Here is a 20,890-nt window from a genome sequence, read left to right on the forward strand (position 1 = left end):
GATTTCCAGTGCCACCATTCCCGGGCACGGCACCTTGCGCCAAACTCAGGCGACTTCCGCAAAGGAGAGACGCCATGAGCGCATCGTGCACCGCAATCACCGTTTCGTCAGGCCAGGCAGAGGCCAGCGCTTCAGTGCTGGTTCATCAGTCCAGTAGCGGCCAAACCATCCTTATCACCAAGAACGGATGCGCGTTTGTCCGGCGTGTGCCAGTCGGAAAACCTCACAGACGTCGAATCGATCTTATGAAAAGGAAACTGGTGGTCCCGGACGACTTTAGTGCGCCTCTCCCTGACACCACGCAAGATGCGTTTAAGGGCGACTTTTGACCTGAGCCTACGATCAAAACAACCACTGCCCAATCAACCACGCATTCGCCCCACTGATCACTGCAAACAGAAACCACGCCAAAAGCCGCGTGGGCAGGCGGTTAACAAACGGCCCCATCAATTGTTTGTCATCGGTCATGCGAATCAGCGGGTACAGCGCGAACGGCAACTGCAGGCTGAGGACCACCTGGCTGAGAATCAGCAGTTTGCCGATAGCATCATCGCCCATCAGCCACACCCCAAGAAATGCCGGGATCAGTGCCAGGCCACGGGTGATCAGGCGACGCTGCCAGCAAGGGATACGCAGGTTGAGATAACCCTCCATGATCACTTGCCCCGCGATAGTGCCGGTAAACGTCGAGCTTTGCCCGGAGGCCAGCAACGCGACGCCGAACAGGATACTGGCGAACGCCCCGCCCACCAGTGGGTCGAGCAGGTGGTATGCATCCTGGATCTCGACCACGTCGGTGTGGCCGGTCTTGTAGAAAGCCGCAGCGGCCAGCACCAGGATCGCAGCGTTGACCAACAAGGCCAAGGCCAGGGAGCCAATGGTGTCGATACGCGCCAGCTTGACCGCGTCCTGTTTGCTGGCGAGGTCTTTGCCGATCAGCCGGGTTTGCACAATCGAGGTATGCAGGTAGAGGTTATGCGGCATGACGGTCGCGCCGAGGATGCCAATGGCCAGGTACAGCGGCGCAGCATCGCTGATGGCCGACAGTGACGGGGTGAAACCACTGAGTACGTCCGGCCAGTAGGGCTTGATCAGTAGCAGTTCGATAAAGAAGCACACGCCGATGGTTGCGACCAGTGCCAGCATTATCGCTTCTAGACGCCGGAAGCCGCGGTTTTGCAGGGCCAGGATCAATAGCGTGTCGAACGCGGTAATCACAATGCCGGTGGTCAGCGACACCCCCAGCAACAGGTGGAACGCCAGTGCGCAGCCGAGCACTTCGGCAAGGTCGGTGGCGATGATCGAGATTTCCGCCAACACCCACTGCGTGCGCGCAGAGCGTTTGCTGTAGCGCTCACGGCACAGTTGCGCCAAGTCTTTGCCGGTAGCGATGCCCAGCCGTGAACACAGGCATTGCACCGCCATGCCTGCCAGGCTGGCCAGTAGCACCACAAACAAAAGGTTGTAGCCGTAACGTGAACCCGCTTCGATGGCCGTGGCCCAGTTGCCGGGGTCCATGTAGCCGATGGAGATCAGCAAGCCGGGGCCAGCGAACATCAGGGCTCGTTTGAAAAACGACGCCTTGGGGTCAACGATTACGGAGCCGGCCACTTCCGGCGGGCAGAACGGGGCGGTAGCGATTTTCGGCAGGCTGAATTTCACGCGGTATCCCAGGCAAACACACAAGTCAGAACGCAGCTTATCAGTCCGACGCGACCGTGCGCATAACCGTCTCCCGGTGCAGGTCAAACGTGTCCACGACCTGCGCCACCAGGTCCAGCTCCTGGTTCAGCGCCTCGCGCTCCATACGCTGGCGAATCATACCGATCATCAACACCGATAAGGTCGTAATCGAATACGCCGGGCCCGAAAACGCCCGCACGCCCGTGAACAGCAACATCGCTGCGGCCAGTGCCTGGCCCACTACCGGAATCGCCGTGGCGGCGCCGCGCCGCACCATAAATCCGGTCAACCCTGCCAACGCCGTGCCGCTCAAGGCGGTGGTGGCCGAGCGACCAATGTCGATGCGGTTGAACAAACCCTGCTCTTTTTGCGCGGCGGCCTTGAGTTCGGCGTCGAAGGCCTGACGGTCGGCGCGACTGAGTTTGCCCTTGTATTGCTCGATCAATTGTTCTGCGACCTGCGCCTCTATCTCCGCCAGCGCCACGGTTTCCACCGGTTCATCGAACTTGATGCCCAGCCGCTGCGCCACGTCTTCGGCGATTTGGCGATAAGTCACGCCATGGCCACGGGCAAGGTTCATGATGCTGTCACCGCCCATGCGCTGCAGCTCGATGGCCAGTTTCAGCGGTTCGCGTACCGTGGCATCAATCGAAGCACTGCGCTTTTGCGCCATCAACTCGGCCAGGAACTTCAGCTCGTCCGGTCGCGCCTGCACCAACGCGGGAAACAGATCCACGTCCTCTTCAGCAAAGCGCACTTCACTGCTACGCTGATCGGCGCGAATCATGCCGCGCCGCTCCTGCAACAGATCGGTGTACTGCACCACCGTTTTCAACTGCGGCCAATAAGCCGCGTGGTCGAACGTGGCCAGGTGCACGTTAGTGACCTTGGCCTTTAGCGCCGGGGTGACCTCAATCGCATAGCGGCCGATACACCGCTCGGTGTCCGGTTTCATCGCCAGCGCCCAGTCCTTGCTGGAATGGCAGTTGATCACCCGCCCCTTGAGCGGCGCCGACACCTCATCCCACGGGCTGGACGTACAGATCGCCCCGCCCATCAGCAACACGTTGTTCAACGGCAGCTCCCGCGCCACCTCCGGGCTGGCCAGTACACTCTTGACCAAGATGCGCGCGCCGAGGGAATGGCCGATCAGGTTGATGCGCCGCACCGTCAGCGACTCGGCGTGCAGGTAACTGGCCAGCTCAGGCAATAACGTTTTCGCCACTTCATCGACCCGCGCCTCGACACTTTTGTAATGGTCAAGAAAATACGCAATCGCTTTGCCCACGCCCACCGTTGCCGCGCCCAGGCCGCCGCCACCGAGCATCGAGGTGATGACGTCTTTGAACGGCGCAAACAGGTTTTCCAGAAAGTGCCCCGCCGGCCAGAACAGCATCAGGTTGGTCGAGCCTTCGATACTGGCCAACTGCTGCTTGAAATTGCCCAGTTGCTGGCGATTGAAGAAGGCCGAGTAACCGTGAACGTAGAGATTGAGCACATCCCCTTGGGGCTCGCCGCACAATACAAAGGTGGGCTTGCGGGTGCGGTGCATTTCATCCCATTGGTGTTGCATGGGCCGGTGACTCCTGGTGACGATGGACGGCGATAGTAACAAAGCATGGCCTTGGGCGAAGTGAATCCTGACCGACGTGTGCAGTGTTCAGAACGATGACGCCGCCTTGGATTTGGCCAGGTAGCGCGCCGGGGAATCCCCCAGGTTGCGGCGGAACACCGAGGTGAAGGCACTGGAGCGGCTGAACCCCAGCTCAAACGCCACCTGGGTAATGGAGGCGCCATGGCTGAGCCGGGCGGTGGCTTCATTGGGGTGGCAGTCGGGCTCTACCGCCAGCCGATTGTGCATACGAGTAGATAGTCATGGCAAAGATACGGGATTTTGTTCACGAATTCGATCGACTAGCATCTGCCAGATCGTGTACTGAACCGAGGAAACACCATGAGTAAGCCCGAATTTTTCGTCACCCCAGGCTACGGCGATTACATGCGCGAACACCTTCACTATTCCCAAGCGGTGAAAGTCGGTAATCGCGTGGAAACTTCAGGCCAGGGCGGCTGGGACGATGCGTTTCAGATTCCCGTCGACCTCGACGAAGAAATCGCCCAGGCCTTCCATAACCTGGAGCGCACCTTGGCCACCGCTGGCGCGGGTTGGGAGCATGTGATTCACGTCAACTCATACCACGTCGGCGGCTTCCCACCGCAGGTCAACGAAGCGATGGTCAAGCAGTACCGCCGCTATATGCCTGACCACGCGCCGATCTGGACGCAAGTGGGCGTCGAGGCCCTGGGTTTGCCGACCATGCGTGTAGAGATCCGCGTAACCGCAATTATTCCCTGACACCGAACGTGCGCATGACCCACTCGGTAAACACCTTAAGTCGTGCGCTCTGATGGCGATTGGGTGGGTAAAGGATATGCAGCGGCGTGGACGGACGTGACCAGTCCGGCAACACGCGGATCAGTTGGCCGGTGTCGAGGTAGTACTGCACGATGGAACTGAAGTGCTGCCCGACGCCAAGGCCCGCGAGCAGCATTTCCTTGAGTCCGTTGCCTTCATTGGTGGAGAACGCGCAGTCGTCGACTTCAACACGCCGCTCGCCCTTCTCGAAAATCAGCGGCGCAGGCTTGCCCGACCCGGTAAAGAAATAGCCGGCTTTGAGGTGGTTGTTCTGCAGGTCTTCGGGCGATTGCGGCACCCCCCTGCGCTCCAAGTAACTGGGGGCTGCACAGGTCAGGTACCCAAGGTCAGCCACCTTGCGCCCGATCATGGCCATGTCGTCCAGTTTGCCGGCACGAATCACACAATCAACGCCCTCCCCGACAATGTTTACCGCGCGATCGCTGATGCCTAAGGCGATGGTGATGTCGGGATACTCGCGATGAAAGTCCACCAGCGCCGGAATCAACAGGCAATTGGCAAACGAGGCCGGTGCATCCACCCGCAAATGCCCACCAGGCGTAAGGATTTGCCCGCGCGCGGCACTGTCGACTTCATCCAACTCGGCCACCAGCCGGCGCGCATGGCGGTAATACTCCAGCCCTTCGGACGTCGGCGCCAAGGCGCGGGTGGTGCGATGCATCAGCTTGATGCCCAGGTGTGTCTCGAGGTCGGTCATCAGCTTGCTGACCGTGGAACGCGGCAGTGCCAACTGCTCGGACGCACGGCTGAATGAACCGGTGTCGACGACACGGACAAAGGCGCGCATGGCAAGGAGTTGGTTCATGTGTGTGGCACGATCCTTAGTCAGCGAAGTTGTCGATCTTGACCTGGCCATCCGCAAATGTCGCGATGATCGCGAGCTCGCCGCCCATGGCACGGATGTAGTCGCGCAACGTGCTGATGTACATGTCGGTGCGGCGCTCCATCTTGGAAACCGCCGCCTGGTTGATATTCAATGCCTTGGCCAGGCGCTCCTGGCTCAGCTGTTGAGCCTTGCGCAGTTCGTGCAGCGGCATTGCTTTCAGAGGCTGGCGGAACAGCGGTCCGGCGGCGGCCCGCGACTCGGGCGTCATGCGAGCTTGAAGCTCAGCGAATTTTTTTGCCATGGTGACGGCCTGAATTTAGTCTTCCGGAAACAAAAATATTCCTTCAAGGGAATTATTTCAATCATCTTTTACTCCCTCATTTTCCAGATTTGAATACCCACTGTGGCGAGCGGGCTTGCTCCTCGCCATAAAGAGCGCGGCTCTTTCATATCCTTAAGTTGCGGCATTGCGGCCCAGTAAAAATCACTGCACAAAAAAACCGCCCTTTCGGGCGGTTAAAGGTGCTCGGCTTTGATCAGAAACCGAGAGAGAAACTGATGGTCATCGCGTGGTCCTTGTCGTTGCGCGAACGTTGCCCCGAATAGCCCAGGCCCAACAGTGCCAGGTCGAGGGTGCCGGAGTTGTTCACGCCTTTGATCCATGAATGCGCAGAAGCCCAACTCTATTGACCCACACGCATCAAACTCGAAATACCTGAGCGTGGCGACAACTGATCTAGTGTGTCGAAACGGTAGTAGACCTACAGAAAAGTCATTGAATTAAATGGTATTAATACTTTCGTAAACCCCCGACAAGAATGGGATTACAGCCAACATCCATTGACTGTCGCGGCAACAATACACGTTTCAAAATGTGAAAAAGCGCTCTAATAGCGCCCTGTCGATTCGCTTTAAAGCGCCTGGAGTTCGTAATGCCCCATGAAGGCAACCTGTTACAAGCAGCCGTGGTGTTCCTGCTCGCCGCCGTGCTGACCGTGCCGTTGGCCAAGCGTCTGCAACTGGGCGCGGTGCTCGGTTATCTATTTGCCGGTGTGATCATCGGCCCGTCGGTATTAGGCCTGATCGGCAACCCGCAATCCGTGGCGCAGTTTTCTGAACTGGGTGTGGTGTTGCTGTTGTTCATCATCGGCCTTGAGCTGTCGCCGAAGCGCTTATGGGTGATGCGCAAAGCCGTATTCGGCGTTGGCCTGGCCCAGGTGTTGCTGACGGGTTCGGTGATGGGTGTCGTCGCGCTGTGGCTGTTTGGCCAGGCGTGGAACAGTGCAATTGTGCTGGGCCTGGGCCTGGCGCTGTCCTCCACCGCGTTCGGTCTGCAAAGCCTGGCCGAGCGCAAGGAACTGAACCAGCCGCACGGGCGCCTGGCGTTTGCGATTCTGCTGTTCCAGGACATCGCCGCGATCCCGCTGATCGCCATGGTGCCGCTGCTGGCCGGCAGCGATCACCCGACCACCGAAGCCCAGGGCCTGCAGCATGTGTTGCAGATCCTCGGCAGCATCGCTGTGGTGATCATCGGCGGGCGCTACCTGTTGCGCCCGGTGTTTCGCATCGTCGCCAAGACCGGCTTGCGCGAAGTGTCCACTGCCACCGCACTGCTGGTGGTGATCGGCACCGCGTGGCTGATGGAGCTGGTGGGCGTGTCGATGGCCCTCGGCGCCTTCCTCGCAGGCCTGCTACTGGCGGACTCGGAATACCGCCACGAACTGGAAGCGCAGATCGAACCCTTCAAGGGCCTGCTGCTTGGTCTGTTTTTTATCAGCGTGGGCATGGGCGCCAACCTCAGCCTGCTGCTCAGTTCGCCGCTGGTGGTGATCGGCCTGACCTTGTTGTTGATCGGTTTGAAGCTGCCGCTGCTGTACGCAGTCGGCCGATTGGTCGGCGACCTCAATCGCGAAAGCGCGCTGCGCCTGGGTGTGGTGCTGGCGGCAGGCGGTGAGTTCGCTTTCGTGGTCTTCAAGATCGGCCGCGACCAAGGCCTGTTCGCACCGCACCTTTACGATGTGCTGGTGCTGACCATCACCCTGTCGATGGCCGTGACGCCGCTGCTGTTGTTGGTGTGCCCAAAGCTGCTCAAGCACAAGGTCAAACCGGTGGAAGTGCCCGAGGAATACCGCGCCATCGAAAGCGATGCGCCACGCGTGGTGATTGCCGGCATGGGCCGGATGGGCCAGATCGTGGCGCGGATCCTGCGCGCGCAAAACATCTCGTTCATCGCCCTCGACACCTCAGTGGAAACCATCGAACTGACCCGCAGTTTCGGCGGCATGCCGGTGTTCTATGGCGACCCGCAGCGCCCGGAGATCCTGCACGCGGCCAAGGTCGACCAAGCCGAATTCTTCGTGATCGCGATGGACGACCCGCAAATCAACATCAAGACTGCCGAACAGGTGCGCAACCTTTACCCGCACATGAAAATCATCGCCCGCGCGCGTAACCGCCAGCACGTACACCGCTTGGTTGACCTGGACGCTTCACCGGTGCGCGAAACATTTTACTCCAGCCTGGAAATGAGCCGCCGCACCTTGGTCGGCCTCGGTCTGAGCCAAGCCCAGGCCGATGCGCGCATCACCCGTTTCAAAAACCACGACCTGCAACTGCTCGCCGCCCAACACGCGGTATACGACGATGCGGCCAAGGTGATGCAGACCGCCCAGGAAGCCCGTACGGAACTGGCGCGACTGTTTGAGATGGACCGGCTTGAGGAAGAGTCCGACAAAGCGTGAGGGCACAAACGAACGATCTTTCGAAATTTCTGACAGAATACGCCGCAATTTCGTTCATCCTTGGAGCGCTTCATGGCCACTTTCACCAAAACTGCCGCCCTGCTGGCCCTCGCGCTCACCGCCGGCAGTGTGTTCGCAGCAACCAAGCCCGCCACGCAGACCATCTCGACCCTGGGCGGCAAGTTCACCTTCAACTTGCCCACGGCTTACATCGCCGACACGCTGCCAACCGGCAACGCGGCGGACGGCACCGCTGACACCCAAGGCACGCTGTACGCAAACTCGACCACCAAGAGTGTGGTGATCGTGGCTGAAACGGTCCGCAACGACGGCGCAACGATCAAAGACAACGACCCGCAGTTCCTCAATGGCGCCGTGGCCAATTTCGTCAAGGACCAAAGCGCCGCCTTGCCCGACTTCAAAAAGCTCAACGAGAAGAAATGGACCTATAAGGGCCTGGGCCTGCGCCAAGTGGACAGCACCGCCACCCAAGGCGGCGGTAAGACCTTGAACTCCACGTTCCTGGGCGGTTCCGGCAATCACTTGCTGGTGATCCAGGCGATTTCGCGAGCAGATGATGTGAAGGGCCATGCTGAGTTGGTAAAGCTGATTACTGCTGGCAAGTAAGCTGATCTCGCCGACAATGAAGCGCCCACATTTTTTTGACCGCGTTTACTCCAGGCTCTTCTCCAACCAAACCTTCAAATCCTGCACCTGCGCCTCGCTCACGGTATGCGGCATCCCCGGATACCCATGAAACTGGGGCGTCAACCCAAGCCCCACCAACACCTCATTCGCCCGCGTCGCCGAGGCGTACGGCAGCGCCCGGTCCAAGGTGCCGTGGCCGATAAAGACCGCCAACTTGGCCAGTGATTCGCTGGGCTTGAGCTCAGCCTTGAGCACCGGCAACACACTGCCGCTCAACGCTGCAATCCCGCGCACCAACTCAGGCTTTCGCAAGCCCACCTCATAACACATGATCGCGCCCTGGCTAAACCCCACCAGGAACACCCGATCGCTTTGCGTATGGTATTTGGCCGTAGCCTTGCCTACAAAGTCTTCGATCAGCTTGGCGCTGCGTTGCAGGTCGGCGGTCTCGCCGTCGTAGTCGCCGTCACCCGGGGTCTTGGTAAACCAGCGATAACCATGCGGGTCCACCGGCATTGGCGCACGCGCCGACAAGTAGGTCCAGGACGACGGCAACGCGTCCTTGATGCCAAACAGGTCTTGCTCGTTGCTGCCAAAACCATGCAGGAAAATCACCAACGGTTGGTTGCGTGCATCAGCCTGGGTCTGTTCCAGGTAAGGCAACGGCAAGTCGGTGTGCAGCGTGGCGTCGGCCTGAGCGGCAGCGGCCACGAAGGTCAGTGCCAGAGCAAACAGTTTGAACATGGGGAAGCGACCTTAGGGTTTGCGCAACAAATAAGTGTCCATGATCCAACCATTTTCCAGGCGCGCCGCCTTGCGTACCCGTTCGATCTCTTCAGCCACTTCACCGACGTTGCCGCTGATAAGGATCTCGTCCGGCGTGCCCAGGTAGGCGCCCCAGTAGATATCCAGGTCCTGATCGACCACCGTGCGGTAGGAGTCTTCGGCGTCGAGCATCACCACCAACGTATCCGCATCACTCACCTGCCCCGCCGCTAACCGGCGCCCGGTGGTGATCTCGATGGAGCGACCGATGCGGTTAAGCGCCACCTTGTGTTGAGCAGCCAGGGCCTGCACGCTGGTGATGCCGGGGATCACTTCGAACTCGAATTCGCAGCGGCCACTGGCGAGGATCGCCTGCAGGATGCGGATAGTGCTGTCGTACAACGCAGGGTCGCCCCAGGCCAGGAAAGCGCCGACTTCACCGTCAGCCATTTGCTCGTTGATCATGCGTTCGAACGCGCGCTGCTTGTCACGATTGAGGTCTTGCACGGCGGTGGTGTAATCGATATCACCGCGCACGCGCTCGGGGCAATCGGCCTCGACGAAACGGTAGCCAGGCTCGGTGATGTAGGTCTGGCAGATCTCGCGACGCAGGTCGATCAGCTTGTCTTTGCTCTGGCCCTTGTCCATCAGGAAAAACACGTCGGTGCGGTTAAGCGCCTTCACGGCCTGCATCGTGATGTAGTCAGGGTTGCCGGCGCCAATGCCGATGATCAGGATGCGTTTCATGGATTGCTCTCATTGCGGGGCGTGGATTTTGCCATGTTCACGCGCTCAGGCGTAAGTTTCCAGGCGCAGGCGCCAGACGTTGTTGAAGCGCAGTTCGAGGCTGGAGAGCGGCTCAACGTCGATCAGATAGAACATCGACACCGGGAACCGCAAGACGTACAGCATCGCGGCGCGAATGACAAACGGGTGGGTGATTGCCACTACGTGGCCGGGTTGGGTTTCGAGGGACTTTATCCACTGCGCAACGCGCGCGCAAATATGCTCCACCGACTCGCCGCCGTGAGGCGCGCTGGCGCTGTCGGTCATCCAGGCCATCAACGCGTCGCTGTTGAGTTGGCCGATGTCCTGGCCTTTCCATGTGCCGAAGTCGCCATCGCGCAAGGCCTCTTCGACCTGCGCGTTATTACCGAACAAGCCTGCTGTCTGGCGCGCTCTGGCCTCGGGGCCACACACCAGGCGCAGGCTTTTTTTGAAGCGTCCGGCAAGGGATAACGCCGCGTTTTGCCAATCCATCGCGACGGATTCATCATCGGCAAATCGCCCCTGTTTTTGCAACGGCGTGGCGGCATGGCAGATCAAGGTCAACCGGGTGGGTTGCATCACAATTCACTCTGTTTCAACGCGCAGTCAGCGTAGACCGGCAAGATTCTTTCAGCATGTTACAACGAACATGCACCAGAAAGCCGGTCCTATGCCCTCAGCACACCGTCAATCAAACCACTCCCGCCGCCCCTCAAACGTCCCCACAATCAACTCCACAATCATCCGCACCGCCGCTGCATCGCACACCTGCGCATTCACCGCCAACCACACCTGGCGCTGCATGCTCTGCGCCAACAACCCCGGCAGCGCCAGCAAGCCACGGTCGAAGCTGCCCATGTAGTGCGGCAACAAACCAATGCAGGCACCGCAGCGAATCATCTCCAGCATCAACGAATAGGCCTGCACCTGCACCACCGCTGCCAAGCGTTGTGCAACCACGCGGTTCCAGGGCTGCAACGCGTCAACCTGCACGTCAGGTTGCCATTGCACCAGCATGTAGTCATCCAGGTCTTCGACACTGCCCGGCCGCGTGGTCACGCGCGAATAACGCTTGGCGATATGCGGCAAGTACTGCAACAGCGCCAGACGCCGAGGCGGTTCGGTGGCAAAGCTCGGCCCAGGCAACGGGCCTTCGGCGTCCGACAGCCACAGCACCACGTCCGCATCCACTGCTTGCAAGGACGCTTGGTTGTCGATGGAGATGATGTCCAGGCGCACGCTGGCATTGCGACGCAGCAAGGCGATCAGGTCGCGACCGAGAATGTCATGCAGGATCGGCTCGGCCACGGCCAAGCGAATCCGCGGCTGCTCCTGTTCCATCACCGGCAGGCGCCGCTCGCGCGCCAGCGCCACCAGTTGGGCTTGCAGTTGCTGACCGTCGTGGCTGAGCACCAGGCCATTGCCCTGGTAGCAGAACAACGCGTGGCGCAGTTGCTCTTCCAATTGCGCCAGGCGTTTGCGCAGCAGCGTCGACTTGATATTCAAACTGCGTGCGGCTTGCATGAAACACCCGCAACGCGCGCTGACTAAAAAGTAACGCACCACCTCGGGGTCAATCTCGTCGGCCAGGGCCAGCCAGGCGCCGCGCGCTTCACTCGACGCGCGATAAGGTGCAGGCCCCTGGGGGCCGGACGGTTCTAGATATGCCATGGGAGACTCCGTGTCGTGTAGGTCTGTGCATCCAGTGCGGGCCTTCGCGTGTTATTCCAGCACCTTGTTCAACTCGGCACCGTCGATGCTCAAAGTGGCGGTATTGAGCATGCCTTCCAGGTAAGCCTTGGCGATCTGTTCCTGGCGCTGGGCGCGCAACGCTTGGGTGAGGCGCTCGCGCAGTTCATCCAGGGTGGCGGTGCGCGCCGGTTGCTGGCCGGTGAGCTTGAGCACGTGGAAGCCCGCCGCGCTTTGCACCACCTCCGACACGGCGCCGACCTTGAGCCGAGACACCGTCGCGCGTACTTCGGGCACCAGCTGCTGCAACGGCTGCATCCCTGAGTCGCCACCCCGCTGGGCGGTGTCCGGGTCTTGAGAATATTGACTCGCCAGGGCGGCGAACTCACCCGGCGCAGCCTGGGCCTTGCGACTCAAGTCCTGGGCCTGGCGGCGCACCGCGTCAGCATTTTGCGGGTCATTCACCGCCAGGAAAATCTGGCTGACCCGGTACAACGGCGGCGTCACCCATTGCGCCTTGCCGCTGTCGTAGGCCTGCTGCAGTTCAGCGCTGCTGGGGTAATCGGCCGGCACCTGGCTGACCGAAAGCATGTAGTCGCGAAACACGATCTGTTCGATAGCGGCGCGGGTTTGCTGCTCCACAGCCGGACGCTGGCGCCAGCCTTGGGCGTCAGCCTGTTCGAGCACGGCCTTTTGCGCCAGGCGTGAGCGAATCCAGGCCTCCAGCGCGCCACGGTTACCGCGTAATTGCTCGCGGGTTTCGGCCGGTAAGCTGACGAGCAGGCTTTGCAGTTCAGGCAGGTCGACCTGCTGGTTGCCCAAGCGCGCCACCGCCGGCCCGCTTTGAGCAGCGCTCACGGCAGGCGCCGGTTGCTGAGCAGCGACCGGGGCGGTGCGCGGCCGCAGACTCAACGCTACCGCCACGACCAGCAACGTCAACGCACCGGCGCCGACTAGCAGGGTTGGTTTCTTCACAGGACCGGCGCCTCTTCATCCACCGAAGCCGTCACAGCCTGCGCTTGCAGTTGCGCGGCTTGTTGGCTGTAGTCACGCAAATAGACGATAAATTCCTGCAGCAGACGGTCCCACAATTCCAACTGGCTGCGCAGGTGCGTGGCGCCGACGCCGGCCACCACCACGTCCATTTCCATCAGCAAAAACTCACCCTGCAGCGACAGCCGCGCAAAGCGGCGCGAGGCGTTCCACACCTGGGCCAGGCCTTCCGGCAGTTCGCCCTGTACACGCAGCGCGCAGCTGTAGGTGAAGTCCACGTAACTGCCCTGCTCGGCCGCCGGGTTGCCGAAGCGCACGGCAAAGCCGATGCCCTGGCTGGCACTGAGCAGTTGCACGATGCCGTTCTGGTCGGTCTGGTTGACCCGGTAGCCGGCTTCCTGCAGCAGCTCGGTCAGGCTTTGCGGGGTGACGCTGGTGATCAGTTGAACATCGCTCATAGTGTCGCTTCCTTGTTGATCATTGATTAAGGGCGGTGTGCGGAGCATCAAACCGATTGCGGTATAGCTCATCGCCAAAGCCCTGGGCCAATTCCTCGAACTTGACCCGCGCGCTGCTGGCGAAGGGCTGACGAATGCTCATCACCTCGGCCACATCGATTTTTTCGTAGGCCGTGAGCAATTGCTGGGCCACGCCGTACATCTGTTGATTCTTGGCTGAACATTGCTGCACTTGTGTGTCACGTTCAGTCAATTGCGCTTGCAGGCGGGCCCGCTCGGTCTCTTTGCCTTTGGCCAACACCAGCAGCTCGTCGTAGGCCTTCTTGAACTTGCCGATCTGCGCGTTGCTCGCCGCCATCTGGGCTTGCGCCTGGCTGTGCAGGCTTTGTTGCTGGCCGGTCAGCTGCTCGGCCATGCCACGGGCCTTTTCCAGCTCCGCCGTCAGTTGCTTGATCTGCACCTGGGCCTGTTTGGCTTGGGCCTCGGCAGCAAGACGGGCGGCACTGGCCTGGGCCTGCTCGCTTTGCAAGGCCTGCAACTGCTGGGTGGTGCTGCGTAACTGGGTACGCAAGCGCTCCTCCATGCCTTCGGCCGAGGCGCCCGTGGCGAACAGCACCAACAACAGCCCGCCCAAGATTCGCGTGTTCATGTGGCATCTCCCTGCGCATCAAAAGCGCGTGTTGAGTTCCAGTTGCATGACATCGACTTCAAACGGCGCGCCATACACTTCGGAGGCGCTCAGCCAACGGGCGCTGGCGTAGATGTTCTTGTCGATGCCGTAGTTGCCGCCAATGAAATAACCCTTGGCGTTGGTGCCGCCGAGGTGAAACGAGGAGTCATTGAAGCCGTCGGGCAAGGCATCGGGCTGGATGTATTTATAGCCGGCCAACAGGTTCCAATCGCCGCGTTTACGCATCTCAAACGCGTTGCCGAGCGTGAACTGCACCAACGCCGCATTGCCGCCGCTTTCAAACTGGCCCTTGCTGTTGATGTTGTTGACGATCTGGCCTTCGCTGCGCTTGAGCATCTCGCCCTTGTCATAGGCCAGGTTGTGGATGTAGTTGCCCTGGGTGCGCAGCTTGAAGTCGCTGGGCAGCTCAGCGTCCCAGGCCAGGTTCAGGTCAAGCACATCGAACTTGGAGGCCAGCCCCACGAACTGCGGCTGAGCGGTTAGCCCGGGCGTGGCCGGGTTGGGCGTGATGTCGCGCAGCAGGAACACGCTGTTGCCCTTTTGCATAAAGGCCAGGCGCGAGCCGTCGGTGTCACACGCCGGTTGTCCGGCCCATGGTTTGCAAGGGCTGGAACGCTGGCCTTCGATGTCGTCGAAGTGGTAGTACGCCATTGCGCCCTTGAGGCTGTTGCTGCGGTTGATCTTCCAGTTGGCACCGACCTGCCCGCCGAACAGCCATTTGGTGTCGCTGTCTTCCTTGTCGAAACCATTGCTGCTGGCGGCGTCCGAGGTGTACTCCACCGGGAACACACCGAGGGTCCCGAACAGGCCCCAGTCGCTGCTCAAGGCATGGTTGAAGTTGGCCGCGATCCCATCGAAATTAAGGTCCGGTGAATACAGGATGTCGGTGGAATAGAACGGGTTGGCGAAACGCCCGGCGGTGAGCGTCACATCCTGAGTGGCCTTCCAACTCAGGTAACCCTGGTCGAGCCAGATGTCCTTCTTACCGAAACCGCCGCCCAAGGTCTGGGTGGTGGACACCGGGTTATTATCCGAGCCAGTGCCGATACGAATGCCGGCCGTCCACTCAGGCGTGATCACCGCTTTCATACCCAGGCGTGCGCGCAGGCGGAACAGGTGCTCACGGTCTTTGTTGGCGTTGAGCAACGGTGGCAGCTTGGTGTTGGTGTCTTTGTTGACGTCGTACGGGCCGCTTTCATTGAGCTTGGCGTAGTCGACCATTTCGTTGCTGTTATTACCGGAAAAATAGCGCGATTCGTCGCGCAGACGGATGTCGCCATCGAAGCTCACGCGCGAAACCCAGTCCGGGAACGTATTGGGCTGGGCCCAGTTTTCCTGCTTGGCAGTGGCCATGACTTCGGCCTTGACCTGATCCCGAATCTGATCACGCACCGCTTGCGGCACGTACTGCACACGCACATCCCCAGGCGCCGCCGTCGGGCCGCTGGCAACCACCGGGGCAGCATTGGCGCGCGCCTGCTGGGCTTGTTGTTCTGCCTGGGCGATCAGCCCATTGGCGGCGTCCTGGGTCAGTACGCCTTGCTGTACCAACAGGCGGATCAGGTTGATCGTGACGTTTTCCGAAGGCGCTGTCGGGGCTGCCGACGCCTGTCCGACCAGGGTCGCGATGACCATGCCGACCGCCAGGGTCAGTCGATTCACGGGGAAAATCATGTGGATGCAACTCCTGTAAAAAACTGCAAAAAAATAGGTTTGATCAATCCGGGCGGCGACCCTTGAGCGCCAGGCGTACCGGCATCGTCACGGCCGCCGGTACGCGTTGCGTGGCATGCGGCGCACGCAGCGCTGCGAGCACTTGCGCATCGGTTTCGACATCGCCGCTGGACTTCACCAACTGCGCACGCATGACCTGGCCCTCGGCGCTCAGCCACAAATCGGCCTGCACGGCGTAAGCCTTTTTACGTAAGTCGGGGTCTTCCCTGAGCAGGCGCTGAAACACGCCCGCCAGGTACTGCTTGTAAGTGCCGGTGCCCAAGCCGCCGCCACCGGAACCGGCCATACCGCCGCCCTTACCGGCGCCGATGTTGAAACCGTCGTTACCGGATTGCGCGTCGCCATCGATCTGCATCGGGTTGGCCAAATCATCGGCGGGCGAAGGCGGCGCCTCTTCCGCCGGCTTGACCTCTTCCGGTTCAGGTGTCGGTACCGGCTCAGGGATTTTTTCTTCAACCTGGGGCTCGGGCTCTTTGGGTTTTTCCGGGGGTGGCGGCGGCGGCGGCAGCGGAATAATGGTCGGCACCTTGGGTGCTTCACGGCGCACGCCACTCATGTCATTGGCCCACTGCCACAGGAACCAGGCGGCCACGGCGCCCAGCAACAAGCCGGCGCCCCACTTCAGCGGGCGCAACGGCGGCTTGTTCTTCACGGGCGGGGGCGGCATCGGGATCTGTGCGGTCATGGCTCAGCCCTGGCTCGGTTTGCCGGTGACCAACCCGACCTGAGACAGCTCCAGCCGTCGCAGCAAGTCGAGCACTTCGATCACCTTCTGATACTGCACCATGGCATCGCCGCGTACGATCACCGGAAAATCCGGGTTCTGCGCTTTCTCGATGCGCAGGCGCTCTTCCAGCTCGCCGAGGGTCACCGGGTAGGCATCCAGGAACACCTGGCCGCCGTCGTTGACGGAGATAGCCTTGGTCTTGGCCTCGGACAACGACACCGAGGCACTGGCCTTGGGCAAGTGGATCTGGATGCCCGAAACTTGGGCGGTGGCGGTGAGGATAAACATCACCAGCACCACCATCAGCACGTCCACCAGGGGCGTAATGTTGATGCTGTCGACGGCGGCATCTTCGTCATCGTCGTGGGCGGCATTTACAGAAGCCATGCTGATTCTCCTCAGGCCGGCACAGTGGCGTGGTGGCTGCGCGGGTGGGCGGATTCACTGAACTGGCTCTCGCCGTGCATCTCCGCCAGGCGGGTGATGAACTCGTCAACGAACACGCGCATGTCGGCGCTGACCTCCTTGTTGCGCGTGATCAGGCGGTTGTAGCCAAACAACGCCGGGATCGCGACGAACAGGCCCATGGCCGTGGCCAGCAAGGCCGCCGCCATGCCTGGGGCAATCGCGTTGATGTTGACGTCACCGGCCATGGCCGTGCCGAGGAACACCACCATGATCCCCAGCACCGTACCGAGCAGGCCAATGTAAGGGCCGCCGGCAATGGCGTTGGACAGGGTCGACAGCTTTGAGCTCAAGGCCTGGTTTTCGCGGGTGCGCACGCCGTCCATGGAGCAACGGATCGCTTCGATGGTAGCGGCCGAGACCGACGAGGTATCAGCGCCCTGATCCCGACGGGTGCGGATCTCCTTGACCGCCACGCGGTACAGACGCCATAGCGAGGAATGGCCCAGGCGCTCGGCCAGCGTCGCGTCGTCGTAAAACATCTCCAGGCGCGTGCCGATCTGCGCAAAATGCTCGCGGAAAACATTGTTGGCACTGCTGACACGGCTGACCTGACGGTTCTTGCGCAGCATGATGAACCACGACTGAACCATCATCGCCACCAGCACCAGGATGATCACCCAGGCATCCACCGGTACGGCCTTGAGCAAAAAGCCCAGGCTGCCGAAACCGAAGCCCGATTGCTCCTCATCGACGCCGTACGCCACCAACTTGGACTCGGCCCCCTGAGCATTCGCATCGGCCAGCAACAGCGCGGCGGGGCGAACGACTTTAGACAGGCGCAACTCATCCATCGCGCCGGCAAACGGCAAATGCGCACTGCCCGCCTCCGGCAAATCGGCACCGATGGCCAGCGGCGTGTTGAATGCCGGCATCCCCAGCGCCAGGCTTGCGGTCTCGCGGCCGTTGACGTACAGCGCGACGTTGTCGCCCTCGGCGGTGAACGCCAGATGCTGCCATTGGCCCGGGTTAAGCGGCTGGGACGAGACCGCGCGCTGGCCGTCGATTTCCACAAACGGCGTACCCTGGTTCAGGCCCAGCAACAAAGCACGGGGGCCGTCACGACGTGCCAACACCACTTGCTCACCACTGGCCTGGTCCAGGCGCAGCCAGGCACTGAAGGTGAACGCGCCACCGGCGGCGTGTTGCAGCGAGGGGCTGGCCGGCAACATCAGCGCCTGGCCACCGAACTGCAAGGCGCGGCCGATCACGCCGTCGATGCTCGCGCCAGTAGCGTTCAGCGCGGTGTTGGCGTAGGCCGTGGTGTCGCGCGGCGGCGTGCCATTGGCGCCGTCGAAGTGATACAGCGCGGTGTAGTTCGGATCAAACGTCAGTTGGCCATTGGCCGTCGACGGTGCCTTCTGATTGCCGTAGTACATCCAGATTTCCTGGCGTTGGCCGCCTTCAACCTTGGGCACATCGACCCAGATCAGCGCCATGCCCATTAGCGGGTCAAAGCTCTCGATCTGGTGATTGAACACAGTCTTGTCGTCGGCACTCACAAAGCGCAGATCACTGCCGTCGTCCTTCACACCGTCGAAGGTGAAGTTACCGGTGTGCAGGCGCACCAGCAGCGCGGTGCGGCCCAGGGCCTGGTTGATCGCCGCGCCTTGGGCGGTGGTGTCCACGGTGATCTGTTTGCGGTAGTGCCAATCGTCTTGCCACCAGGCGTGGGCGGTGGCCGGGAGCGCGAGGCCCAGGCAGATCAACAGGCTCAGGAATAGGCGTTGCATGGGTGAAGTCTCCGCAAAGAATGGGTCAGAAAGTCGCCTGCACACTGAAGTGCAGTCGCGAGTCCTGTTTCTGGGTGTTCGGTCCATCGAGCAGCGGGTAGCCCCAATCCAGGCTGCCGGATAGCCATTTGCTCAAACTGGCGCGGGTGCCCAGGCCGACGCTGGCCAGGCTGTATTCGTCTTCTTGCTCGGCAAGCGGTTTTTGCAGACGCAGGCGTGCACCTTCGGCGAACGCGTAAAAGCGCCATTCCTGCACATAGCTGCCAAGGAATTTGGCCAATGAGGGGGTGCGCATTTCCTGCGAGAACAGAATGCCCTCGTCACCCGTGCGCTCTGCCGCCAAGTAACCGCGCACCGAGGTGGCGCCACCGGCGGAATACTGCTCGTTGGACACCAGCGGCCCGGAAGCCAGTTGGAAGCCGCCCTTGGTCGCCGACTGCCAATCGCTGGCAAAGGTAAAGGTGTAATTCACATCACCTTTGAGCACCGCAAAACTCGGGCTGGCCTTGTAGCGCTTGTACTCGAACGCCTGAGCATCACTGCCGTAACCAAAAAACGCCCGGGTGCCGACCACCAGGTTCAAGCCCAGGCCCAACGTGGATTGCTCGCGGTAGCGATAGCCGTTGTAGCCGAAGGTGAGGGGCGCATATTTGAGCGGCACCTGGTCGCTGCCGCTGCCCAGCTTGAGCTGCTCGTCGAAGTCCTTGAAGTCCACGCCAAAGGAGAACGCGTTGGCCCAGCCTTCACTTGTCGGCAGGTTGTAGATGGCCGACACGCCGTAGGAATGCCCCTTGCCCAACACGTTGCTGCCGCCGATGGTGGCGATATTGCTGTCGGACTGATAGCCGGAGAACTGCAGGGTCCAGCGCTCATCCAGCGGTGCGCTGTAGGCGCCAGACCAGACTTTGGCATTCGAGCTTTCCTGGGGCGCTGTGAAGTAGGTCAGGGAAATGCTGTGGCCCAGTTGCCACAGGTTGTCGTAGCCCAGCGTCGCGACCGAACGCAGCTCCTCGGTATCGGCGCTGTAGTCGTTGTTCAGGCCGATGCTGGCGTGCCAGGGGTTCTGGTCTTCCACTTGCAGGTCGACATCCATGGTGCCCGGGCGCTGGCCTTCGCGTACCAACGGCGTCACCTGGCGGCCTGCTCCGCGGTTGAGCCCGGCAAGCTGAGTTTGCACGCTGGCAAAATCGGGCACCGCGCCTTCCTTCAGCGCAGGCACTTCCTCGCGAATTTCCACGGGCGAGTAGTGTTTGGCGCCCACCACCCGCACACGGCCGACCTTGGTTTCACTGACTTGCAGATAGACGATACCGTCATCGACCTTCTGCTCCGGCAACTCGACAAACACCGATTGATAGCCGCGCGCCTGGTAGATTTTCTGCAGCGCGTCGCGAGCGCCTTCGATATCGTCCAATGTCTTTTGCGGCCCGAGAAACGGGTACACCGCTTCTTCTATCGTCGGGGCATCGAGCACGGTATTGCCACGCACAAAATACTCGTTGACGTCCACCCGCCGCGCCGCCGCTTGCTCTTCGGCCAACACGGGCTGGACCGCGGCCCCAAGCGTCAAGCAGCACAGCGCCAACGTTGACTTGAACAGATGCTCCACACCGCCCCCTGATTTTCTGAAGTGTTGCGCCTTCGCCGACTGCACGGCGTTCGGCCTGCTCAATTGCTGGTGGTCGAAAGATGGCTGTGCCGGGCGAGCCAGGTATGCAGCAAGGCGAAGTTCAAGGAGAACTCCGGCATGTGCAGCAAGGCGCCACAGAACACTTCACCGATGATTTTCTGGATAAGTTGCACCGCACGCGGGTTGTTCAGCAGCGTGGCGATGTCGCGTTGCAGGACGTGGATGCCCCAGACTCGCTGGTTGAGGTCGAGGCCGACGAACCAGCGGAACAGCAAGTTGTAATTGAGTTGCTCGTGCAGTTGCTGTTCGCTGGGCACCGAATACAGCAGTTGCAGCAACAAGATCTGCACCACGGTATGTGGCGCAATCAACATGCCAGGCTCGGCCTGGAGCTGGTCGCGATGGCTGTCGAGCACCTCATCGATCTGCGGGCGCAGCAACACCAGCGAATGGCCAGCGGGGATGTAGCTGGACACCTCCTTCAAGGCGCCCTGCCAGTCGTCCTGGGAGACGATCCACACCCACGGCGCACCGTAGCGGTACACCGAAACCGGCTTTTTGCGCGCGGCTTCGACGATCTTCGACAGGCGCTGATCAAGCTCCTGCATGCCGACTTTCGAGTAACGTTCCATAGTTCCCATTGCCCCACTCCTGGCGTCCTGCTGACGGCTTCGCAGGTGACTTTTGGTCGCCTGCAGCGCGTTACATAGGCAAGACGGGAGTGGGTGGGGGCTACCGAACTTTTGTCATGAAAGCTTCATTTTGGATTGGCTGGGGGGCAATTTTTTCTTTGGGGGTTGGGGGTGTACATATCCGCTATTTGGGTAACGGATATTCACCCAACCAAACCCAAAAAAAAGGGGCAATCACTGATCGCCCCAAACTTACAACGAGAGGTCCCG

20 protein-coding genes and 1 pseudogene are annotated in these 20,890 nt (G+C 60.9%); 3 read left to right on the plus strand and 18 right to left on the minus strand.

The window, feature by feature from the left end:
* Positions 1 to 342 precede the first annotated feature (342 nt).
* The 3 genes and pseudogenes from FW764_RS22465 to FW764_RS22475 all read right to left on the minus strand — a co-directional run.
* Positions 343 to 1,662 (minus strand): Nramp family divalent metal transporter, encoded by a 1,320-nt coding sequence (locus tag FW764_RS22465; RefSeq protein WP_446435764.1) that lies wholly within the window; start codon positions 1,660 to 1,662, stop codon positions 343 to 345.
* Between the two features lie 40 nt (positions 1,663 to 1,702).
* Entirely contained in the window at positions 1,703 to 3,256 is a 1,554-nt protein-coding gene (locus FW764_RS22470) for a DUF726 domain-containing protein (RefSeq protein WP_446435765.1), read from the minus strand.
* Between the two features lie 87 nt (positions 3,257 to 3,343).
* A pseudogene (locus tag FW764_RS22475) lies at positions 3,344 to 3,502 on the minus strand (helix-turn-helix domain-containing protein); the annotation flags it as partial.
* 135 nt (positions 3,503 to 3,637) lie between these two features.
* Between FW764_RS22475 and FW764_RS22480 the strand changes: the two are divergent.
* Entirely contained in the window at positions 3,638 to 4,039 is a 402-nt protein-coding gene (locus tag FW764_RS22480; RefSeq protein ID WP_446435766.1) for a RidA family protein, read from the plus strand.
* Here FW764_RS22480 and FW764_RS22485 read toward each other — a convergent pair.
* Both FW764_RS22485 and FW764_RS22490 read right to left on the minus strand, forming a co-directional pair.
* Positions 4,029 to 4,925, minus strand: coding sequence for a LysR family transcriptional regulator (locus FW764_RS22485; protein ID WP_446435767.1), 897 nt, complete (start codon positions 4,923 to 4,925; stop codon positions 4,029 to 4,031). The two genes, FW764_RS22480 and FW764_RS22485, sit on opposite strands and share 11 nt — an antisense overlap.
* A 16-nt stretch (positions 4,926 to 4,941) precedes the next feature.
* Positions 4,942 to 5,247 (minus strand): helix-turn-helix domain-containing protein, encoded by a 306-nt coding sequence (locus tag FW764_RS22490; RefSeq protein ID WP_446435768.1) that lies wholly within the window; start codon positions 5,245 to 5,247, stop codon positions 4,942 to 4,944.
* Positions 5,248 to 5,878: 631 nt separating this feature from the next.
* Here FW764_RS22490 and FW764_RS22495 point away from each other — a divergent pair.
* Positions 5,879 to 7,687, plus strand: a complete 1,809-nt coding sequence (locus FW764_RS22495) for a monovalent cation:proton antiporter-2 (CPA2) family protein (RefSeq protein WP_446435769.1) — start codon at positions 5,879 to 5,881, stop codon at positions 7,685 to 7,687.
* Positions 7,688 to 7,759: 72 nt separating this feature from the next.
* On the plus strand, positions 7,760 to 8,314 hold the full coding sequence (locus tag FW764_RS22500; RefSeq protein WP_446435770.1) for a hypothetical protein: 555 nt from the start codon (positions 7,760 to 7,762) through the stop codon (positions 8,312 to 8,314).
* A 45-nt stretch (positions 8,315 to 8,359) separates the two neighbouring features.
* Here the strand turns inward: FW764_RS22500 and FW764_RS22505 are convergent, their stop codons facing one another.
* The 13 genes from FW764_RS22505 to FW764_RS22565 form a co-directional block, all read right to left on the minus strand.
* Complete coding sequence (locus FW764_RS22505; RefSeq protein WP_446435771.1) at positions 8,360 to 9,079, minus strand: alpha/beta hydrolase; 720 nt, start codon at positions 9,077 to 9,079, stop codon at positions 8,360 to 8,362.
* Positions 9,080 to 9,091: 12 nt separating this feature from the next.
* A complete protein-coding gene (cobF, locus tag FW764_RS22510; protein ID WP_446435772.1) occupies positions 9,092 to 9,847 on the minus strand; it encodes a precorrin-6A synthase (deacetylating) in 756 nt (251 codons plus the stop codon).
* Between the two features lie 45 nt (positions 9,848 to 9,892).
* A complete protein-coding gene (locus tag FW764_RS22515; RefSeq protein WP_446435873.1) occupies positions 9,893 to 10,447 on the minus strand; it encodes a histidine phosphatase family protein in 555 nt (184 codons plus the stop codon).
* A gap of 108 nt (positions 10,448 to 10,555) precedes the next feature.
* A complete protein-coding gene (locus FW764_RS22520) occupies positions 10,556 to 11,539 on the minus strand; it encodes a LysR family transcriptional regulator (RefSeq protein ID WP_446435773.1) in 984 nt (327 codons plus the stop codon).
* Between the two features lie 51 nt (positions 11,540 to 11,590).
* Positions 11,591 to 12,532, minus strand: coding sequence for a peptidylprolyl isomerase (locus tag FW764_RS22525; RefSeq protein ID WP_446435774.1), 942 nt, complete (start codon positions 12,530 to 12,532; stop codon positions 11,591 to 11,593).
* Positions 12,529 to 13,008, minus strand: coding sequence for a YbjN domain-containing protein (locus FW764_RS22530; protein WP_446435775.1), 480 nt, complete (start codon positions 13,006 to 13,008; stop codon positions 12,529 to 12,531). Before FW764_RS22530 ends, FW764_RS22525 begins: the two co-directional genes overlap by 4 nt.
* A 19-nt stretch (positions 13,009 to 13,027) precedes the next feature.
* Entirely contained in the window at positions 13,028 to 13,657 is a 630-nt protein-coding gene (locus tag FW764_RS22535; RefSeq protein ID WP_446435776.1) for a DNA repair protein, read from the minus strand.
* Between the two features lie 18 nt (positions 13,658 to 13,675).
* Entirely contained in the window at positions 13,676 to 15,373 is a 1,698-nt protein-coding gene (locus FW764_RS22540) for a putative porin (protein ID WP_446435777.1), read from the minus strand.
* Positions 15,374 to 15,416: 43 nt separating this feature from the next.
* On the minus strand, positions 15,417 to 16,118 hold the full coding sequence (locus FW764_RS22545) for an energy transducer TonB family protein (protein ID WP_446435778.1): 702 nt from the start codon (positions 16,116 to 16,118) through the stop codon (positions 15,417 to 15,419).
* Between the two features lie 3 nt (positions 16,119 to 16,121).
* Complete coding sequence (locus FW764_RS22550; protein WP_446435779.1) at positions 16,122 to 16,547, minus strand: ExbD/TolR family protein; 426 nt, start codon at positions 16,545 to 16,547, stop codon at positions 16,122 to 16,124.
* Between the two features lie 11 nt (positions 16,548 to 16,558).
* Positions 16,559 to 18,358 carry a DUF2341 domain-containing protein gene (locus FW764_RS22555; protein ID WP_446435780.1) on the minus strand — a complete coding sequence of 600 codons (1,800 nt, stop codon included), beginning with the start codon at positions 18,356 to 18,358 and terminating at the stop codon, positions 16,559 to 16,561.
* Between the two features lie 25 nt (positions 18,359 to 18,383).
* On the minus strand, positions 18,384 to 19,967 hold the full coding sequence (locus tag FW764_RS22560; protein WP_446435781.1) for a ShlB/FhaC/HecB family hemolysin secretion/activation protein: 1,584 nt from the start codon (positions 19,965 to 19,967) through the stop codon (positions 18,384 to 18,386).
* A gap of 59 nt (positions 19,968 to 20,026) precedes the next feature.
* On the minus strand, positions 20,027 to 20,620 hold the full coding sequence (locus FW764_RS22565) for a transposase (RefSeq protein ID WP_446435874.1): 594 nt from the start codon (positions 20,618 to 20,620) through the stop codon (positions 20,027 to 20,029).
* Positions 20,621 to 20,890 lie beyond the last annotated feature (270 nt).

The organism is Pseudomonas sp. 1152_12 (genome assembly GCF_052850675.1).